The 17236-nt window shown below is 47.0% G+C and carries 14 protein-coding genes; 9 read left to right on the top strand and 5 right to left on the bottom strand.

The features are described 5' to 3' along the window. Window positions 1-13: 13 nt before the first annotated feature. Window positions 14-1981: an amylo-alpha-1,6-glucosidase gene (locus tag NIES2104_RS24245; RefSeq protein WP_059000794.1), complete on the top strand. Its 1968-nt coding sequence runs from the start codon at window positions 14-16 to the stop codon at window positions 1979-1981. On the opposite strand, the gene NIES2104_RS24240 is transcribed toward NIES2104_RS24245, so the two are convergent. Both NIES2104_RS24240 and NIES2104_RS24235 read right to left on the bottom strand, forming a co-directional pair. Continuing rightward, window positions 1982-5257 (bottom strand): PAS domain S-box protein, encoded by a 3276-nt coding sequence (locus tag NIES2104_RS24240; RefSeq protein WP_059000793.1) that lies wholly within the window; start codon window positions 5255-5257, stop codon window positions 1982-1984. A 121-nt stretch (window positions 5258-5378) separates the two neighbouring features. Then, window positions 5379-5825 carry a response regulator gene (locus NIES2104_RS24235; RefSeq protein WP_059000792.1) on the bottom strand — a complete coding sequence of 149 codons (447 nt, stop codon included), beginning with the start codon at window positions 5823-5825 and terminating at the stop codon, window positions 5379-5381. Between the two features lie 339 nt (window positions 5826-6164). Between NIES2104_RS24235 and NIES2104_RS24230 the strand changes: the two genes are divergently transcribed. The 7 genes from NIES2104_RS24230 (at window position 6165) to NIES2104_RS24200 (ending at window position 11952) form a co-directional block, all read left to right on the top strand. Beyond that, window positions 6165-6437: a GlsB/YeaQ/YmgE family stress response membrane protein gene (locus tag NIES2104_RS24230; protein WP_059000791.1), complete on the top strand. Its 273-nt coding sequence runs from the start codon at window positions 6165-6167 to the stop codon at window positions 6435-6437. A gap of 280 nt (window positions 6438-6717) precedes the next feature. Then, window positions 6718-8013, top strand: coding sequence for a glycosyltransferase family 2 protein (locus NIES2104_RS24225; RefSeq protein WP_072218126.1), 1296 nt, complete (start codon window positions 6718-6720; stop codon window positions 8011-8013). A 211-nt stretch (window positions 8014-8224) separates the two neighbouring features. Beyond that, window positions 8225-9424 carry an acyl-CoA dehydrogenase family protein gene (locus tag NIES2104_RS24220; protein ID WP_059000790.1) on the top strand — a complete coding sequence of 400 codons (1200 nt, stop codon included), beginning with the start codon at window positions 8225-8227 and terminating at the stop codon, window positions 9422-9424. Continuing rightward, window positions 9412-10143, top strand: coding sequence for a PIG-L deacetylase family protein (locus NIES2104_RS24215; protein ID WP_059000789.1), 732 nt, complete (start codon window positions 9412-9414; stop codon window positions 10141-10143). The genes NIES2104_RS24220 and NIES2104_RS24215 overlap by 13 nt, the downstream gene beginning before the upstream one ends. Then, a complete protein-coding gene (locus NIES2104_RS24210; RefSeq protein ID WP_059000788.1) occupies window positions 10143-10733 on the top strand; it encodes a class I SAM-dependent methyltransferase in 591 nt (196 codons plus the stop codon). The genes NIES2104_RS24215 and NIES2104_RS24210 overlap by 1 nt, the downstream gene beginning before the upstream one ends. A 72-nt stretch (window positions 10734-10805) precedes the next feature. Beyond that, complete coding sequence (locus NIES2104_RS24205; RefSeq protein WP_156427033.1) at window positions 10806-11588, top strand: HipA family kinase; 783 nt, start codon at window positions 10806-10808, stop codon at window positions 11586-11588. Continuing rightward, a complete protein-coding gene (locus NIES2104_RS24200) occupies window positions 11566-11952 on the top strand; it encodes a DUF3037 domain-containing protein (protein ID WP_059000787.1) in 387 nt (128 codons plus the stop codon). The genes NIES2104_RS24205 and NIES2104_RS24200 overlap by 23 nt, the downstream gene beginning before the upstream one ends. Here NIES2104_RS24200 and NIES2104_RS24195 read toward each other — a convergent pair. Together NIES2104_RS24195 and NIES2104_RS24190 are read right to left on the bottom strand one after the other, a co-directional pair. Further along, on the bottom strand, window positions 11949-13460 hold the full coding sequence (locus NIES2104_RS24195) for an FAD-dependent oxidoreductase (RefSeq protein ID WP_059000786.1): 1512 nt from the start codon (window positions 13458-13460) through the stop codon (window positions 11949-11951). The genes NIES2104_RS24200 and NIES2104_RS24195 overlap by 4 nt on opposite strands. A 33-nt stretch (window positions 13461-13493) precedes the next feature. After that, a complete protein-coding gene (locus NIES2104_RS24190) occupies window positions 13494-14123 on the bottom strand; it encodes a nitroreductase family protein (RefSeq protein WP_059000785.1) in 630 nt (209 codons plus the stop codon). A gap of 133 nt (window positions 14124-14256) precedes the next feature. Between NIES2104_RS24190 and NIES2104_RS24185 the strand changes: the two genes are divergently transcribed. Next, window positions 14257-14517 carry a hypothetical protein gene (locus tag NIES2104_RS24185; RefSeq protein WP_059000784.1) on the top strand — a complete coding sequence of 87 codons (261 nt, stop codon included), beginning with the start codon at window positions 14257-14259 and terminating at the stop codon, window positions 14515-14517. Here the strand turns inward: NIES2104_RS24185 and NIES2104_RS24180 are convergent. After that, window positions 14514-17210, bottom strand: a complete 2697-nt coding sequence (locus NIES2104_RS24180) for a methyl-accepting chemotaxis protein (RefSeq protein ID WP_072218240.1) — start codon at window positions 17208-17210, stop codon at window positions 14514-14516. The genes NIES2104_RS24185 and NIES2104_RS24180 overlap by 4 nt on opposite strands. Between the last annotated feature and the right edge of the window lie 26 nt (window positions 17211-17236).

The raw sequence follows: 17236 nt of genomic DNA, 5'->3' as shown, positions 1-17236 counted from the left end.
CTGGATTTTTTTTATGGTGATTGATTTTGGGCGGGAAACCTGTGGCATCCTGCCAACCTCCGAAACGCGAGAATGGCTGGTCACAAACGGAATTGGGGGATTCGCTTCTGGGACGATCGCGGGTCTGCTTACTCGTCGTTATCACGGACTCTTGATCGCCGCTTTGAAACCGCCGCTCGATCGAACACTCCTCACCACGAAGCTCGATGAATCGATTCGCTACGGGGAAGATGTCTACCCCCTCAGCACAAATCGCTGGGCAGATGGAATTGTCGGACCGCATGGATATCGCCATATTGAGCGCTTTTTTCTCGAAGGAACGGTTCCAGTGTGGCGCTATGCTTGCAGCGATGCGATTTTAGAAAAACGAATTTGGATGCAACAGGGAGAAAATACAACCTATGTGCATTATCAACTACAACGAGCAACACAGCCACTAACACTAACGTTCAAAGTATTTGTAAACTATCGGGACTATCACGGTAGTACTTCGGGCAATGGCTGGAAGATGGAAACTGAAACGATCGATCATGGTTTGCAAGTTTCCGCTTATCCTGAAGCAACTCCGTTTTATCTCTTCTGTCGTGGGGCAACAGTTACTCCAACGCACGATTGGTACTATGGATTCGATTTAGCAACAGAACGAGAACGAGGACTAAGCGATCGAGAAGATCATCTCCACATCGCCACTTTTCAAGACACGCTTTACCCCGGACAATCTCTTACATTTGTCACCAGCACCGAAGCGAATCCAAATTTACATGGAGAAACCGCACTTCGATCGCAGCGCAATCACGAACAGCGATTATTCGATTGTTGGCGACTCGATCGCGTGAAACAGGTTGAAACCTCCCCACCTTGGATTCGTCAACTCGTATTAGCTGCGGATCAATTCATCGTCAATCGTCCGCCTAATGGTAAAACGATCATTGCGGGCTATCCCTGGTTTAGCGATTGGGGACGGGATACGATGATTAGCTTAACCGGATTGACGCTCTCGACTGGACGAGTTGAAATTGCTCGATCGATTCTCTACACGTTTGCTCAATATCTCGATCGAGGAATGCTACCGAATCGTTTTCCTGATGCTGGAATCATTCCCGAATACAATACCGTTGATGCTACCTTATGGTATTTTGTTGCGATTCTCGATTATTACAACGCCACTGATGATCATGATGTTCTCGATGATTTATTTCCCATGTTGGCAGAAATCATCGATTGGCATTGTCGTGGAACTCGCTACAACATTCACTTAGATTCTGCCGATGGTTTACTCTATGCCGGAGAACCCGGAACACAATTGACCTGGATGGATGCCAAGGTTGGTGATTGGGTTGTGACTCCTCGGATTGGTAAACCGATCGAAGTCAATGCACTCTGGTACAACGCGCTCCGTATCATTGCTAAGTTCGCCCGTCGGATTGGCAAACCTTATCGCGAATATGATGCGATGGCGGAACGAGTTCTAGCCCGATTTGAACGCTTCTGGAATGCCGATACGGGCTACTGTTACGATGTTCTCGACACGCCTGATGGCAATGATGCTTCTCTGCGTCCGAATCAGATTTTCACTGTCTCACTTCCAGAAAGTCCACTGAATCAAAACCAGCAAAAGGGGGTGGTTGATGCGTGTTCTCGATCGCTGCTCACCTCTTACGGGTTACGATCGCTTGATCCGCGTGATAGCAACTATCGGGGACGATACGAAGGCGATCCGCTGCAACGCGATGGAGCTTACCATCAGGGGACGGCTTGGGGTTGGTTGATGGGGGCGTATGCGATCGCACATTATCGGGTGTACAACGATCCAGCAAAAGCGAGAGAATTTCTTGAACCGATGGCGAATCATTTACGAGATCGAGGACTAGGAAGCCTCAGCGAGATTTTTGATGGTGATGCACCGATGAAGCCGCATGGATGTATCGCGCAGGCTTGGACAGTGGCGGAAGTGCTGAGAGCTTGGATGTCGATCGGTTAACTAATGCGGTTCCAGCAGATGAACGATCGCATTAACCAACGTTTCCGGTTCCACAGGTTTTGTTAAATAAGCCTGAAATCCAGCTTGTCGTGCTCTCTGTTGATCGAGTTCCCCTGCATACGCAGTAAGCGCGATCGCATGAATGGTTCCGCCTTGTTCGGCAAATCTCGATCGAATCTGCTCCATCAACTGATAACCATCCATCTCAGGCATTCCAATATCACTGACTAGAATATGTGGTTTGACCTGATCCAAGGCTTGCAAAACTTCAATTCCAGAAGCAACAGCCGTTACCTTTGCACCACTTTGTTCCAACACAAAAGTCTGAAGGTGACGGGTATCTGTATCATCATCGACTAGCAAAATATGAATGTTATCTAAGTGAATGTCAGTGACTGGGGATTGACTCATTTCAATCGATTCAGAGCATTTTTGCTGAACAATCGGTAACTCAACTGTAAAAGTTGCGCCTTGATTCTCGCCCAAACTTTCTGCTCGAACATTTCCACCATGTAGCTCCGTGATTTGGCGCACGATCGCAAGTCCCAATCCTAACCCGCCAAATTGCCGCGTCGTTGATCCATCTTCTTGCCGGAAATGCTCAAACACATGCGGTAAAAATTCAGGTGAAATGCCTCGACCTGTATCACTCACGGTGATTTGAGCCATTGAACCAACTTGTGTTAATCGCACTTCAATCCGTCCGCCAGCATCTGTAAACTTCACCGAATTTGAAAGCAAATTCCAGACGACTTGCTGCAATCGAGACGCATCACCTGAGATAGATGGAACATTCGGATCGAGAATTGTGTGAATCTGGAGTTGTTTTGCTTCGGCTGCAAATCGAACCGTCTCGATCGCAGATCGAATCGGGAGCACTAAGTTAAGGTGAGAAATGTTCAGAGCCAGCTTGCCGCGTAGAATTCGAGACAGATCAAGCAGATCTTCGACTAATTGAGCTTGAAGTTTTGCATTTCGCTCGATCGTATTTAATGCCTCTTGACTTCTCACCGCATCTAATCGCCCGGTTTGCAGCATCCTTGTCCAACCTAAAATCGGATTGAGGGGTGTTCTCAGTTCATGAGACAGCACCGCTAAAAACTCATCTTTGATGCGATTGGCACGTTCTGCTTCTTGTCGCGCAGCTTGCTCTCGCTGCAATAATCGCTCTCTTTCGACTTCTGCCCGCTTCAAATCGCTCACATTCCGAAAATAAATTATGATGCCGTTTTCGGCGGGATAGCTACTCACCTCATACCAGCGATCGTGATCAGGATAAAACGCAGTCACCGATCCAGAAACGCGATCGTGCATTGCCCGCAGATGGAGTACTTCAAATTCAGTCCCAATCACACTAGGAAATTCGTCCCAAAAGCTACTCCCCAATATTTCGCTCACAAGCCGACCTGTGAGCAGTTCCGCTGCTTGATTGACATAGGTAAACCGCCACTGATCATCGAGCGCAAAGAAGCCGTCACTGATACTATCGAGAATGTTTCGAGTCTGTACTTCACTATCTCGTAAAGCCGCTTCGATCCGTTTACGATCGCTAATCTCACTAAACAGCAATCCAAAGCGATGCGGCTGAAGATCATCCACACAAAACGCATTCACGTCAAACCAGCGATTTAGCGCGATCGATTGTTGCTCAACTCGCACCGATTCTCTAGACGACACCACATTTCCATAGATCTCAATCCACGGATCTTCATCGATATTGGGCACGAGTTCCCGCGCTGTTTTGCCCTCGGCTTCTGAGAGTCCTGTGAGTTGGGCAAATGCTGGATTGACTTGTAAAAATCGATAATCACAAGGCTTGCCGTGAGCATCGAAAATCAGTTCACAAACGGCAAATCCTTCATCGATCGATTCAAACAAAGTCCGATACTTCTCTTCTGATTTTCGCAAATTTGCTTCCGCACGCGCTCGTTCAACCGCTGCCCAAGTTCGCTCTGCCACTTCTTCTACTAACGCAATCTCATCCGATGTCCAAGTTCGCGGTGTCGCATTGTGGATTGCAAGACCCGCGACAAACTCACCATCTTTAATCAATGGAATGCCAATATGAGCCGCATTTTGAACCGCTGCATAGATCGATCGCTGCGCTGCGGAAAGCGTCGAATCAGAGGCAACATCAGACGAAGCGATCGAGTGTCCTTGACGAAATTCTACTAAAAGCTCCTCGCCGAATGAACACATTGGATATCGACCCGCGATCGATCTCACTCCATTAACATAATCCCGCTCAACTAAATAGTCGTCATCCTGCACCTCGAAGTAAACCACCCGATTCAAGCCCAGATATTGACCGAGAATTCGACTTGCCGTTTCCTGAATTTCGACCGGATTTGCCAAAGGACGGAGCGCATCTGCTAGCGACACCCGGAACGCATTGAGTTCAGCCGCACGACGAATAATCGCTTCCGCTTGTTGGCGTTCTTCTTCGACGCGAACACGATCGCTAATATCGACTGTCACTGCTAAAACTGCCCGTGGAAGCCCCTGCTCATCATCCAAGCGAGTCAAACTACTATTTGCCCAAGCGATCGTTCCATCGGGGTGAACATAGCGCTTATCGAGTGAGATTTTTTCCCCAGTTGCTACTAAATGCTGAAGCTGCTCCAAGCTTTTTGCAATGTCTTCGGGATACGTGACATCGATTACACCGACTGCCAAAATTTCCGATCGCGATCGACCTAAAATTCGACAAAGCTCATCATTGACTTGCTGAAACTTGCCATCGAGCGAAATTTCGGACAGTCCAACAGCGGCGCGTGAAAAAATCGCAGAGAGGCGCTCTTCTGCCTGTTGGCGTTCAAGCTCGATCTGTTTACGCTGGGTAATGTCTCGTGAAATACACAGCAATCGTTCGACTTGACCCGCTGTGTTCCGAATCGGGCTAACTTTCACATCCCACCACTTTGGTGTGCCGTCTTGAGTCGGACAATAACCCTGAAAACTACAGACTCCGCCTGATCTTGCAATGGCGATCGCCTTCTCTACCGATTGCCGATCTTCTCCCTGCCAAAAGTCTACCCATGCTGTATTCATCAGCGGCGTGAAATCTCGAATCCCCAGTAATGCTTGTCCACCGCTATTCATGAACAAGAGCTGTCCTGATAAGTCTAGCAGCTTGATACAGTCATCGCTGTTATCTAAAATCTGCTGACTAACCTCTTGACCTTGCAGCAAGGATGCTTCAGTGACAGCCCCAGTAAAGTTATAGAACAGACAATCGTTGGATACAACAGGAGTATTTTGAAAGCTATCGGTCATCGAGACTTCATCCTTGCAGTAAAAACGTCAAAGTTCCAAGATTGTCATGTTTAATCCTACTAAAGTTTGCGGGTCGATGTACAATTCCAACCCTATCGATAGGAAGCTTTTGCTACATTTATCAGAGGTTGGTTTTACTGTCGTCTACCATAAGAGAGAAGTCACGTCTCTGAAGGTCGATCTGCTCTTTCTGAGGAATCCATTTTTGTAGTTCAGCAAGGAGTCCTTCCAACCCCAGACTTTTACTCAAACAGGCATCAGCATGTTCACAAATCGCTTGACTGTGCTGAACCATGTCCGGTGTAAAGAAACTGGAAATCAATAGTAGAGTTGGAGGATTTTCAATCTGTGTTTTGATCTGCTCGATTAAGATAGCACCGTCGATTTCAGGTCGATAGATGGGAGCGGGCATCGAAAAATCGACCAGAGCTAAATCAAACTGTGCTGCGACAGCTAAAAATTTACGAGCATCAGAGAATGTTTCTACAGCTAAGCCTTCTTGTTGCAGAAAATTAGCTAGAACAAAACACCAAGTTTCGTTATCGTCAACGATCGCAATTTTAAACATGGCTATTAGAAGTAGGAATTATCTTTAATCTTCTAACATATCTTAATAAATAAGCATAACTCTCTCAAGAAGTAATGAAACGAGGGATTCCAGTGCTGTTCTTGGATCTCACCTATCCTGACTCAGCCGAAAGGAAGGCTTACGTGTCATCAATGTCTTCTTTTCGACTAAGGCTGAATCTGATCTAGAGATGGATCGCAAACACAAAACCAAGCCGTTATTCTAAACACATCGAGCAACCGCAGTGAGCAACATTCAGTTTCTCTCAGTCAGAGCGGTTCACCGTCTATAGTTCACTGTTTATTCAGAAACACAGAAACAACAAACGGAGATAAGACAATGAATATTCTTGCGTGGATTGTGTTGGGATTAATTGCAGGTGCGATCGCAAAAGCTATCTACCCTGGTCGTCAAGGCGGCGGTATCTTCGGTACCCTGATCTTAGGCGTAATCGGTGCATTCGTGGGTGGAACGCTCTATAGCTTCTTGACCACTGGAACCTTTGCATTGGCTTCAACAGGCTTGAGCATCGGTGGAATTGTAGTTGCAGTTTTGGGTGCGCTGGTTGCCCTGTTTATCTACTATGCAGTAACTCGCCGTGGTGCTTACTAACGGTTTAACAGATTGATCTAATCTGACTATGCCAACTCATTATGATTAAGCAAAGTGACCGCTTGTGTATTGTTACAGGCGGTCACTTTTATGATCAAATTGCGTAGAAAGTCAAAAATTCTATCTTGCGAGAGACATTCCAGCCTTTGAGGTTCTCTCAGTCGATGGATCTCAGATCTTTAAGAAAAACTACACAATTGTCTCTACTGAGAGAACTTTACATGTGGCGTTTCAATGAATCAAGCCTACCGATTATTTTGGCGATCGAGCATCCCTCTATATGTCTCTGGCTGGAGCAACCACACCGATGCAAACTAGCCCTATCAAAGCGGTTGATGCTCATGTAGTTTCAGCTTCGGAAGATTTTCTGGTTCATACGCCACCTTTGCCTCAGTGCGAAGTCTGCATCATTGTTCCTGTTCGGAATGAAGCAGCAACGTTAGCGACAACATTGAGCGCTTTAGCTAAGCAAACTGATCTCAACGGTTATGTTTTTGAGCGCGATCGCTACGAAATCATTCTGCTGGCAAACAATTGTAGTGATGCGTCTGCTGCGATCGCTCATCGCTTCGCTGAACATCACTCAGATCTGAATTTACACATCGTTGAAAGAACACTTCCACCTCAAGAGGCTTATATCGGTCGCGTTCGGCAACTGTTGATGAATGAAGCACATCGCCGCCTGAGCCAACTCGGACGAAAACGCGGTGTGATTGCTTCGACCGATGGAGATTCGCGAGTAAGTTCCACCTGGATCGCTGCAATCTTAGAAGAGATTGCAAACGGTGCAGATGCGGTCGGGGGCAGAATTATGCTTGATCCGGTTGGACTTGCTCAGTTAGCACCCTATACGAGAGCTTGTCATTTACGCGAAGTTGGATATCGATCGCTGATTGCTGAGCTAGAGAGCTATCTTGATCCCAATCCTGATGATCCTGCACCCAGACACTTTCAGCATTACGGTGCAAGTTTCGCAGTGACAGCGGAGATCTACGCTCAGGCAGGAGGAATGCCGCTGGTGAGAACTCCCGAAGATGTTGCACTCTACAAAGCATTGCAGCGAGTCAATGCAAGATTTCGGCATAGTCCCAAAGTGCGTGTGACGACTTCAGCCCGACAGATCGGACGCACAGAGCTAGGATTAGCAAATCAGTTGAGTGTTTGGACAGCAATGGGACAACAGCACCAGCCGTTTTTGGTCGAATCGGGTACTGAAGTTGCAGCACGATTGCGATCGCGCTATCAACTCCGACTGCTTTGGGAAAAGATTCTCTGTGGACATCAACCGAGCGATCGCGAAGTTCAATCGATGGCTCAACAGTTGGGAATTACTGCGGATTGGCTGCAAACACAACTTACTCAACCGCAAACCCTCGGACTCTTGATGGAGCAGATCGAACACCGTCAACAGCAAGAACAAATTTGGTCACAGCGATGGTCAAAAGTCTCGATCGAACAAGCGATTCAACAGCTCCGACTCGAATTGCATTGCGCTAAACAGACTTCTCGCACTTCTGAACTGTCATTGTTTAGAGGATGTTTGAAAAGTATTCGTTGTTGCCGCAACCCGCCCTGAAATGAATTTCGGGCTAATCGGCGCAAGTCCATTTCAATGGACTAAGAACCTCAAACTGGCTCCCAGTCTACTTCAGTAGACTTTCCACGGGTAGCGCGAAATTCATTTCAGGGCGGGAGGCAATCGAAGCGAAAAGACTTTTTATACTTCTCAAATGTCCTCTGAACTGTCATTGCTTACTTAAATAGAATTATTGTTAAGGCTACTAATCATGAAACAAAGCACTATTTCTCCTCCTCCCCGAATGTCTCTCACCTCGATTCAAGACGCACTGTTTCATGCTGCTGAAATTTCAAAATTTGCAAGTCACAATGCTGCCAAAATTGATCACGTAGGCGCTTTCCCTGCTGAGGAATTTAAGCAAATTGCTGCTACAGGATTACTTGCAGTTCCGCTCGATCGCGCTTTGGGTGGATTGGGGCTAGGCATTGATGCGAACACAACTGATGAACTATTGAAACTCCTAAAAATCATTGGACGTGGGAATTTAGCGATCGGGCGAATCTATGAAGGTCACGTCAATGCAGTACAACTGATTCAAACCTTTGGAACACCCAATCAAATTGATCGCTATGCGGCAGATGTTCGCGATCGACATAAAATTTTCGGAGTTTGGAATGCGGAAGATGCAGACAGTTTGAAAATTATTCCACTCGATAACGGTAACTATCGGTTAGAAGGTTGTAAAACGTTTGCCTCTGGATCTGGATATGTCGATCGACCTTTTGTGAATGGCACATTACCCGATGGTCGCTGGCAAATGTGTATTGTTCCGATGGATGAAGTTGCTACGATCGCTGATCCGTCCTGGTGGCAGCCGTCAGGAATGCGAGCAACGGCAAGCTATAAAGTTGATTTTACCGGAGTTGAACTTCCGAAAACCGCGCTGATTGGTCAACCAAACGATTACTATCGCCAACCTTGGTTAACGACAGGTGTCGTTCGATTTGCGGCGGTTCAGTTAGGAGGAGCCGAAGCGCTATTCGATGAAGCTCGACAGTTTTTGCACAGTCTAGAACGAACTCAAGATCCCTATCAAGAAGAGCGATTCGGAAAAATGGCGATCGCACTTGAGAGCGGAAATCTTTGGCTACAAGGTGCAGCAGAAACGATCGCAAACTATGCGCCGATATTCGCTGGTTCGCCGCATCAAGTTCAACCGGATTCAATCAAACTAATCGCTTACGCCAACATGGTACGGACTGCGATCGAACAAATTTGCCTAGATGTGATGCAACTGGTGCAGCGATCGGTTGGAACACGCGGATTGCTTCCCCCAACTGCGATCGACCGAATGAATCGTGATTTAACGCTGTATCTGCGACAACCTGCGTTCGATGCTGCGATCGCGAATGTTGGACAGTATGTATTGTCTCACTCCGACTCAGTTGATCAACTATGGCAGATCTAGCAGCATTCACCACCGCAACCTCCTTTCCGCTGAAATCAATTGCAACGATTGATCCGGGTCGGGTTTTGATTGTGGCACCGCATCCTGATGATGAAACATTAGGGTGCGGAGGGGCAATTGCTTTATTGCGATCGCATCACTATCCGGTTCAAGTTCTAGTGGTGAGTGATGGAACGATGTCGCATCCTCGATCGCGCAAATTTCCTGCACCAATTTTGCGTCAGTTACGCGAACAAGAAACGATTAATGCTTTGAGGATTTTGGGCGTTGAATCAGAAAATGTTCGCTTTCTACGGCTTCCAGATAGCTTGATTGAGAATCACATTGATTTGGCGATCGTGCAAGTGAGAACTTATCTTCAAGCTACCGTTCCAACAACTATTTTTTTACCTTGGCGCTGTGATCCTCACCCAGATCATCGAGCAACTTGGCAACTGTTTGATCGAGCGATTGAAAGCCTATCTTTTTCCCCCCGCATCATTGAGTATCCGATTTGGGATTGGGACCCAGAACAACGGGGAACTGTCGCGACAACTGCGAAAGTCATTGGATGGCGATTAGATACAGCAGAGGTCGGAACATTAAAACAGAATGCGATCGCACAATATCGCTCTCAAACGACAGATTTGATCAATGATGACCCTGAAGGATTTCGACTCACCGCTGAACTGCTCAGCAATTTTGCACAACCTTGGGAACTGTTTTTTGAGGAAATCTGATGAACCCATCACAACCACATTCACTCCAGCCAGAATACTTCGATGCGTTGTATCAAGAAGACCCTGACCCGTGGAAGTTTGAAACTAGCGACTATGAGGCGGAGAAATATGCAGCCACGATCGCAGCACTGCCCAAACCGCGATATCGATCGACTTTTGAAATTGGTGGCTCGATCGGGGTATTAACGGAAAAACTCGCGGCTCGAACAGATTCGCTTTTATCGATCGATGTGTCTAAAATTGCTCAAGATCGAGCGATTCAGCGCTGTCAACATTTGCCGCATGTTCAGTTCGAGATCATGCAGATTCCAAGAGACTTTCCCGATGCACAGTTTGATTTAATCCTGATTTCTGAGGTGGGTTACTATCTGAGCTTAGAGGATTTAAAAACCGCACAGCAGCAGATGTTGAATGCTCTAGAACCGGGTGGACATCTATTGCTAGTGCACTGGATACTTTATGCGAAAGACTATCCGCTCAGCGGTGATGAAGTGCATGAGGCATTTCTTGATCTATCGCCGACCCATCTCAAACATTTATTTGGAAAGCGTGAAGAACAATATCGGCTTGATTTATTTGAGCGATGTTAGATTGCCCATCAATATGCCACATCTACGATTCATTACAATCAGAATGTTGGCTCAAACAGGGTTCGATCATTTATGAATTTGCGAACAGTGACCGCCACCCGATACGTTACACCGCTGCGAGAAGGCGGATCGCTTCCTGCGATCGTTGAGGCGGATGATGAGGGCATGTATGTGCTGAAATTTCGGGGGGCGGGTCAAGGAGAAAAATCTTTAATTGCAGAACTGATTGGCGGTGAACTTGCTCGCGTCGTGGGGCTACCTGTTCCCGAAATCGTCTTTGTCGAACTCAATCCTGATCTGGCGCGGACTGAACCTGATCCTGAAATTCAAGATCTAATTCGATCGAGTTCAGGATTAAATCTAGCGCTTGATTATCTACCCAGTTCTGTCACTTTTGATCCGATCGCTGGAACTGTCGATCCTCATCTTGCTTCTCAGATTGTTTGGTTCGATGCGTTTATTACCAATGTCGATCGTACCCCTCGAAATGCCAATCTTCTGATGTGGCATCGAAATTTATGGCTGATTGATCACGGAGCAGCATTGTATTTTCATCACACTTGGACAAACTATCTCCAGCGAAGTCGCGATCGCTTTCCAGCCATTAAAGATCATGTCCTGCTGCGATTTGCAGCCGAGCTTGAAACAATCGAGCAAACCATGATCAAACAGCTCACACCAGAAACGATCGCGCAAATTGTAGACTTAATTCCGGAGAGTTGGTTGGTGCAAAATACGCCGTTTGAACAGAGCGATCGACATCGGAGCGCGTATATTGAGTATTTGGTCACTCGCTTAGAGCAACCGCACGTTTTCTTAGAGGAGGCGATTCGTGCCCGAACCCTTAACCTATGATTATGCGATCGTTCGCGTCGTTCCCAAGGTTGAGCGCGAAGAATTTATCAATGTCGGGGTGATTGTTTCTTGTGCAAGCCGCAGATTTTTACAGGCACGAATTGAACTCGATGAAGCTCGATTATTCGCGATCGCTCCGAACTTCGATTTGGAAATGCTAAAACAACATCTAGCAGCAATTCCAATCATTTGTGAGGGAGGCAAGCTCGCAGGCGCGATCGGACAATTACCCGATCGAGAACGCTTTCATTGGTTAGTGGCACCCCGCAGCACCATCATTCAAACCTCTAGGGTACATACAGGATTATGTGAAGATCTAACCGCCGTTCTAGAACATTTGCTCGATAAGATGGTGCGACACTAAGGCAACCACACAGACGGTAGAAAGCGACTTGCCAAATCTCTCACGGTACGATTCGCATCACGCGCCAGCCTAATATGAGGTTCATCCGCTTCAACCGGAATAATCGAAGCAGGCACACCAAGACCGAATTGATTAATCACACGATTCGCCGCTTCAAGTCCAGTAACGTAAGCTTTCTCCTGCGACCAAGAACCATGTCGAGTAATCACCCAATCCCCACTCATAAAGACATTTCCAAAACTCGTAGTTCCAGGCAGCATCGATTGATAGCTTCCCGGTGAAAAATGGGTCACCGCTTTCGCAAGTCTGACTACACTACTATCGATCACTTTAGCCGTCCGAAACTCAGGCACACAGACCGCTAAATCCCGCTGAACTTTCGCAATAATCGCTGCATCATCCATCGGTAACAGTTGATTCGCATGATAAAAATCCGCTTCAATCACGCTACCAGGTTCATTTCTCCATTCATCATGGAGCGCATTGAGATCAAAAAACGTCCAGCCCGTCGTATTATCAAACCCAAAGCAGGCATTCGAGGGCAAAGGAACATTAATTTTACGATCGAACCACAACCGCGTCGCCAAGCCATCGATCGCGTTTAAATTCATCAAGTTACAAAACTCAGGAAACTGCCGCAGTGTAGGACTATTGCTAACAATCTTCTGCATTCCAGTCACACCCACTGCAAAGATCACAGCATCCGCCTCAAACACTTCCTCACCGCAGACAACTCCGCTCACGTGAGGTGTTGAACCTTCAGTTTGCAAAATCACATCGCTCACCCGTCGCTGCGTCATCACTCGTCCGCCCGATCGCTCAATCTGTTCCACCCAAGGACGAAAGATCTGCTCTCCTACTGTTCCACGACACCAAACCACATCGAAATCGGGTTGATGTGCCAGGATAAAGTAATACAACATTCCGAGGGCTGCGGCGGCTGAACATTGTTCCCCAGGCGCAAACAATCCCACGAGTAACATCGGCTCAAATGAATCTTTGTACAATCGAGCCGAAACCCCGAATTGTTTGAACAGTTCCCGCGCTGTGACTGAATCGTATCGTCGCCATGCTTCATCAGAATTATCAAAATCTACAACCGCATACAGCAACGGCAGCGCAGACAGTCGATCGCTCAGTGGCAATCGCTTAAATCGCGTGTACAAAAACGTGCCCAGAGGCGTTGGCAGTCGAGGTTCCTGCTGGAAAATCGGTGACTCAACTTCCAAGCCTGCTGGGGAATATTGCGAAGAGCGAGTCCAATCGGTGAAAGGCTTTAAACCTAATCGATCGACCAGTGCAAAAATGTTGCGATACGGATACCAGAAGCCGTGAATTCCCGCTTCCACCGATCGACCTTGCGCCGTTTTCCAGCCTGCGACCAGTCCACCCGGATATCCACCCGCTTCTAGTAGCGTAACTGCGTATCCTTGTTGAGCTAGATGGTGAGCCGCTCCTAGACCAGCCCATCCCGCACCCACGACAACCACTTTCGGAGTTGAATTCATCGATCGACTTCCAGCATTTTCTTACAGCATACGTTACATCAGATCCGAAGACTGCTGCCAGTTTCCGGTAAAGACAAACTCTTTTAGCAGTTTTCTCGATCGAGGTGCAGACAGTCGTTGCTGAAGTCGATCCGGTAAGCTGTGCGGATCACCTGGATATCCAAGCGCGATCGCATCGACAGGCTCATATCCTTGGGGAATGCTGTAGAGCGCTTTCGCTTTCTGAACATCAAAGCCTGCCATCTGATGAACATATAGTCCAAGTGCTGTCGCTTGAGTCGCCAAATTTGCTTCGGCGGCTCCCACATCATGAAACGCATGGCGATTTTCTGTACCATTGCGCTCGAAGTTGAGCCTCGCAACCGAAATCATCAGGACTGGAGCGCTTTTCGCCCATTCTTGATTGCCTTCCGCTAAACAACCCAATAAGCGATCGAATTCCTCCGAATTGTCTCTTGTGGCGATAATAAAGCTCCACGGTTGCTCATTGTACGAAGAAGCTGCCCATCTTGCGGCTTCGAGCACACTTCTCAGCTTTTCAGGCTCAACTAAGCGATCAGAAAACGCCAATGGACTCCAGCGATTTTGGAGAATAGATTCGATCGGGTACTGCGTTTCGACGATTTTATCGACTAATGGATCAGAAGTAGGGGCTTGAGTCATATCGACTTTCCAGAAATGCTATCCGTCGATCGTGGTTGAAGTCAATTCTGATGCCCTCATTCTTTAGAGAGGGAAGCTTGTAGAATTCGATAACTGTGATACGCTCAGCGATAGATGTCGATCGTAGAAATTAATGGGCAGTCAATCATTACCAAAAACAATTTTTCTCCTGATCTCAATGGCAATCTGGCTGATTGTCGGGGCAGCATTGATGTATCTGTTTCCTCTTATTGCCGATCGATTGATCGGTTCAGAACAAACACATCAATGGATGACGACCCTCAGTCGAGGTAGTTATAATCCAAATCTCGGTTGGGTTGCTGGAGGAATTGCCCTGGGAGTTAATATTGTTGGAACTATCGTTTGGTATTCCCGATTTGAAGGCAAGCTCTAAACACTCACCTTAAATGTTTGCACCGATTCTTCTAACTCCTTGGCAACACTGACCGTTTCTCGAAGTGAGCTAGACACTTCGAGCGACGAACTTGAGGTATGTTTTGCAACTTCAGCGATCGTATTCATCAAGTTCGTTACGGTATTCGAGGTGCTGACTTGGGAAACGGTGGCTTCTGAAATCGAATGCACAATTTGATCAATCTGATGCGACACCTGCAAAATCTGCTCTAAGCTTTGTTTTGCCGATTCTACCGATTGAGTTCCGGTCACGACTTGAGCCGTACTCTTTTCCATCGCGTCTACGACTTCGATCGTTTCTTGCTGAATCGTTCGCACCAGTTGAGAAATTTCATGGGTTGCCGCAGATGCTCGACCCGCTAAGGCGCTTACTTCTTCTGCAATCATCGTAAATCCATGATTGCCCTCGGTTCGACTCGCTTCAATCCCAGCATTGATTGCTAAAACATTCGTTTGCATCTCAATTTGATTAATTAGCAAGACTGCTTTTGAGATTTGCTGAGCCGATTCACCGAGTCGCTTTACTTTCTTGGTTGCTTCACTAATCGATTGTCTCAGTTCAGCAATACTTTGAGCCGTCTCACTCATCGCAAATTCTCCCGCTTCCGCAGTTTGCGCGGCAGTTTGACTCACCGTTGCGGCTTGTTGAGCGTGATTTGCGACTGTGTGAATTGATTTCACCATCTGATCAATACAATCGAGTGTTAAATGAGTTTCCTCAGCTTGTTTTAGCGCATCTTCAGACAGCGATCGTACAGCGCTTTCATGTTGATACAGCGACTCATTCACCTGAAGTACACTCTGTTTTACCTGTTGAACAACCTGCTGCAAGTTCTCAACGATCGCATTGAAGAAATCCGCAACCGTTCCAATTTCCGCGTCATTGACTCTAGCTCGAACCGTTAAATCACCGCTGGCAGCTTTCTCAGCTTGCTTCATCAATTCTAGAAGTTGTGTTCTTAGAAGGTCTTTTTGCTGTTGACGCTCTTTGACTAAAGCAGCTTGAGCAAGTGCGGTTTCACGGTCTGCTGCTAGATTCACTTGCTCGATCGCATACCCAAGATGTAAGGCAACCTGAACAAATACATCAGTTTCTGAAGCTTTCCATTGACGCGGGGCGCGACATTGATGAGCAACAAGCAACCCCATCAGCTTACCTTCAACCAACATCGGAGCAACGAGATTTGCTTTAACCTGAAACGGTTCTAACTGTCCTCGATAGCAAGGATCGAGATTTGCTTCTTCAAGGTTCGCGATCGAGTGAACTCGACCCGCTTGATATTTCTCGATATAGCGTTCAGCAAAACAAGGATCAGCAATTCTCGCACCGAGTGCCGCTGGAAATTCAGATGAGACAGATTCAGCGACGATCGTGCCTTGCCAATTCTGATCGAATAGATACACGACTGCACGATCGACCTTCAACAATTGACGAACTTCTTGAACCCCGGTTTGAACAATCTCATCAAAGCCTTGTGCATTGCGAATGTTGAATGCGGCTTGATGAAATCGTTGTAGCCGCTGAACGTGATTCGATTGTTCTTGATTAGCAGTTGAGAGTGTTTCTGCCATTTGGCCGATCGCTTGACCGAGCAATGCAATTTCATCGGTACCAGTTGTTTTCATTCGGACTGTGACATCACCTTCTAAAAGCCTGGGTAAGCGACGTTTCATCATCGTGAGCCGATGTGTGATCAGATAAGCGATAACAATGGCTAAGAGTCCTGACACTCCCGCAGTTCCACTACTCAGCAGCAATAACCACAGCCGCGAGGGTTCCGAAACCTGGTCAGCCGTTGTGCTCACAATCAATCGCCAATTGAGAGCTGGAAGTTGATCGATCGCTTTAACTGGAACTTGAGTGAGAAAGAGCCGCTGTTGTGTTTGTTCATTCGTCCAAAACTGGCTTTCTAGACTGGTTGAATCGGAAAATGTAGTGATTGCAGCGCGATTCTGGTCAGACGCAATGACGAAACGATTTGAGCGATCGACAATGCTATAAGTTGCAGGAAAAACATCAACCAGAGTTTGAGTTGGAAGTGTTGCTCTCACAACGGCGATCGTTTTACCGTTTGCGACATCTTTGATCGGAGCGCTGAAATAAACAATTGATTGACCCTCAATCTCGATCGGGTCACTCAGGCTAACATTGTCAGATTTAAGTGCTGTTTGAAAATAGGATTCTTTCGCTTGGTTGGAAATCGATTGCGGCTTTGATTGCAGCAAGACTGTTCCATTAGGTTCAAAGACTGCGAGATGACTAAACGCTTGATAGGTCTGAGTTGCACGATTAAATGCAGCGATTTTATCTTCTTGTGATAGACTACTCCAAATCCTCGAATCATTTAGAATCGGTAAGGTCGCGATCGCTTGTAGTTCTGATTGTCGTTGTTTGAGATAGCTTTGAATGGAATGACTTGCGAGTTTTGCAGTCGTTTGCTGGGTTTCGGTAGCAGCAGTGATCGAACGATCGAGTAAATGATAGCTCATCGCTCCCACCGCTAATGTTGGCAGGGTTGCGAACAGAAGCGCGATCGTAGCAACTTGGTTTCTGAAGCTGAAGGTTTTAAAGCGATATAAAAAACGATTCGATGCTGAAAGGTTGCGGGGAAGATTGACCTCGGCTAAAGGAGATTCAGGAAAAATCGGACGCTGAGCGGATTGAATCTTCATCACAAGTTGCTGCACTCCCGAATAAC

The sequence above is a fragment of the Leptolyngbya sp. NIES-2104 genome (assembly GCF_001485215.1).
Classification (GTDB): domain Bacteria; phylum Cyanobacteriota; class Cyanobacteriia; order Leptolyngbyales; family Leptolyngbyaceae; genus Leptolyngbya.
This window is presented reverse-complemented; position numbering and strand designations above follow the sequence as displayed.